Source organism: Mesorhizobium silamurunense (genome assembly GCF_014843825.1).
Taxonomy (GTDB): Bacteria; Pseudomonadota; Alphaproteobacteria; order Rhizobiales; family Rhizobiaceae; genus Mesorhizobium; species Mesorhizobium silamurunense.
In genome coordinates this window covers 1-2,596 of sequence record NZ_JHQR01000425.1, presented here as the reverse complement: position 1 = coordinate 2,596, position 2,596 = coordinate 1, and the positions used below count along the sequence as shown (strand labels likewise).

The following is a 2,596-nucleotide window of genomic DNA, read 5'->3' as shown; positions in this document are numbered from 1 at the left end:
TTCCGCCGCCCGTCGCCTCATGGGATCTTCTCCCTGTCACTATACGGGGAGAAGGTTCCGGCAGGGGATGAGGGCGGTGCTTACCTCTGCAATTGGCCTTCCACGCCTTGCCTCACTCGCCGTCACCCGGCATAGATCGCTAATGACCGTTGACACCTACCGCCCGCGGCGCTCGGTGCTTTATGTGCCGGCCTCGAACGACAAGGCGCTCGCCAAGATCCCATCCTTGGCCTGCGACGCGGTCATCATCGATCTCGAGGATGGCGTTGCGCCCGCCGACAAGCTTTCCGCACGCGACAAGCTTGTGGGCATTCTGGCAGCGCGCCCCGAACGGCGCTGCGAGATGGTGGTGCGCGTCAACCCGCTCGCATCCGAATGGGGCATCGACGATTTGTTGACCGTCGCCAAGGCCGGGCCGGACGGCGTCCTTTTGCCCAAGGTTTCGACGCCGCGCGACATCCTCGAGGCCGGCGACCTGCTCGACGACAATTTCGCTCTCGGCACGGTGAAGCTGTGGGCGATGATCGAGACGCCGAAGGCGCTGCTCAACATCGGCGCCATTGCCGAGCTCGGCCGCGATCCAGCGTCCCGCCTGGCTTGTTTCGTTGCCGGAACGAATGACTTGGTGAAAGCAACGGGCATTCTGGCGACGCCCGACCGGCGCTATATCATGCCCTGGCTGCTGCAGCTGGTGCTCGCGGCCCGCGCGGGCGGCCTCGACGTGATCGACGGCGTCGCCAACGACTTTCGCGACCTGGACGCCCTGGCGCGGGAATGCGCCGAGGCGGCCGCCATGGGTTTTGACGGCAAGTCGCTGATTCACCCCGCCCAGATCGAGCCGGCGAACCGCGCCTTTGCGCCGGCGCCGGAGGCGCTGGCCAGGGCGCGCGCGATCAGAGAGGCGTTCGCACGGCCCGAAAATGCCGGCAAGGGCGTCATTGCGCTGGATGGCCGCATGGTCGAGCGGCTGCATCTGGCGGAAGCCGAGAAACTTCTGGCGAAGGCCGCAATCATCGGCGCATGATGCGCGGATATTCACGACAAGGTCGAAAAAATGAAGCTCTACCGCTTTCTGTCCGGTCCGGACGATTCCACGTTCTGCCACAAGGTGACGGCGGCCCTGAACAAAGGCTGGCACCTGTTCGGCTCGCCGACCTATGCCTATGACAAGACGACCAAGTCGATGCGCTGCGGCCAGGCCGTGGTGAAGGATGTCGAGGGCCGGGAATATACCCCGGACACCAAGCTCAGCGATTGGTAGATACAGCCGATCTCCCCCCAAGTGGGCCAAGTGGCGGAGATGCCCGGCAGGGCAGAGGGGGGCGCGAAGGAACGAGGCGTCCTCCACAGAGCGGCGTAAAGCTCACCCCGCCGCCGCCTGCTCGGCCGCTTCCTCGATCCGCTCCATGTCGTCGTCGGAGAGGCCGAAATGGTGGCCGATCTCGTGGATCAGCACATGGGTGACGATGTCGCCCAGCGTCTCCTCGTTCTCGGCCCAGTAATCGAGGATGGCGCGGCGATAGAGCGTGACGCGGTTCGGCCCCTCGCCGGTCTGCGGGTTCCAGCGCTCGGCGATGCCGCGCCCCTCGAACAGGCCGAGCAGGTCGAAGGGCGTCTCCAGCGAAAGGTCGTCCATGATCTCGTCGGTCGGGAAGTCGGCGATCTGGATGATGATCTCGCCGGTGAGCTTGCGGAACTCTTCCGGCAGATGGGCGTAGGCCTCCAGCGCCAGAAGCTCCATCTCGTCCATCGACGGCGAGAGCTGGTCGTGCCAGGTGCGGGTCTTGTAGATGCGGGCCATGAGGTTTCCTTTGATCCCGGCATATAGGCTTTCGCGCCGATAGAGGCAAATGAGCCGGCTGGCGTGTCGCCTCCGGATGAAGAGCGAAGGAATAAATTCCTTGCGACTCCGCTTGACTCTTCCGGAGCCCTCTGGAATCTATAAGAACATAACAGGAACAATTGCTGCCGGAAATGAACGTCATGGCGATGAGCGCCGTGGCGCGGGACACTGTTTTTGCCCTGCGCCGCCAGATCGCGAAGATCGAAGGAACGCTGCCCGAGCGCCTGGAAGCGCCGGCGCCCGGCGTGCCTGTCGATGTGGCCCGCTCGGACATCACCCCCGAAATCACAATCGTCCGGCGCGGCCTCGCCGTGGCTTCAGCGGATGCCTTTCTCCACACCGGCATCGAACGCCTCGACACCGCCCTTGGCGGCGGCCTGCCGAAGGCGGCGCTCAGCGAAATCCATGGGCTGGAGACCCGCGATGCCGGCGCAGTCGCCGGCTTTGCGCTCTCCCTCACCAGCCTGATCCTCAAGGAGAAGCATGGCCTGCCGGTGCTCTGGATCGGCACTGCGGAGATTTTCCGCGAGGCCGGCTTTCCCTATGCCAGGGGCCTCCACGCCCTCTTCGGCATCGGGCCCGAGCAATTGCTGTTTTCCGAAGCGCCAAAGCTGCTCGACGCGCTGTGGATCGCCGAGGAGGCCGCCCGCATGACGGCCTTCGCCGCCGTCATCCTCGAGATCCGCGGCAGCCCGCGGCTTCTCGACCTTACCGCGACGCGGCGGCTGCACGCCCGCGCCCAGAATGCCGGCC

Annotated in this window: 4 protein-coding genes; 3 read left to right on the top strand and 1 reads right to left on the bottom strand. The window is 65.2% G+C overall.

From position 1 onward, the window contains the following. Nucleotides 1–142: 142 nt before the first annotated feature. Nucleotides 143–1,024 carry an HpcH/HpaI aldolase/citrate lyase family protein gene (locus tag DH10_RS35670; RefSeq protein WP_192246325.1) on the top strand — a complete coding sequence of 294 codons (882 nt, stop codon included), beginning with the start codon at nucleotides 143–145 and terminating at the stop codon, nucleotides 1,022–1,024. Nucleotides 1,025–1,054: 30 nt separating this feature from the next. Beyond that, nucleotides 1,055–1,261: a DUF1737 domain-containing protein gene (locus DH10_RS35665; protein WP_192246323.1), complete on the top strand. Its 207-nt coding sequence runs from the start codon at nucleotides 1,055–1,057 to the stop codon at nucleotides 1,259–1,261. 102 nt (nucleotides 1,262–1,363) lie between these two features. Here DH10_RS35665 and DH10_RS35660 read toward each other — a convergent pair whose 3' ends face one another. Beyond that, nucleotides 1,364–1,801, bottom strand: a complete 438-nt coding sequence (locus DH10_RS35660; protein ID WP_192246321.1) for a metallopeptidase family protein — start codon at nucleotides 1,799–1,801, stop codon at nucleotides 1,364–1,366. Nucleotides 1,802–1,983: 182 nt separating this feature from the next. Here DH10_RS35660 and DH10_RS35655 point away from each other — a divergent pair. After that, on the top strand, nucleotides 1,984–2,596 hold a 613-nt coding region (locus tag DH10_RS35655; protein ID WP_425515398.1), incomplete at its 3' end, for an ImuA family protein.

What these genes read in the sequence shown, in the direction of transcription:
- DH10_RS35670 (WP_192246325.1), top strand. Translation starts at nt 143, where the DNA reads ATGACCGTTGACACCTACCGCCCGCGGCGCTCGGTGCTTTATGTGCCG.
- DH10_RS35665 (WP_192246323.1), top strand. Translation starts at nt 1,055, where the DNA reads ATGAAGCTCTACCGCTTTCTGTCCGGTCCGGACGATTCCACGTTCTGC.
- DH10_RS35660 (WP_192246321.1), bottom strand. Translation starts at nt 1,801, where the DNA reads ATGGCCCGCATCTACAAGACCCGCACCTGGCACGACCAGCTCTCGCCG.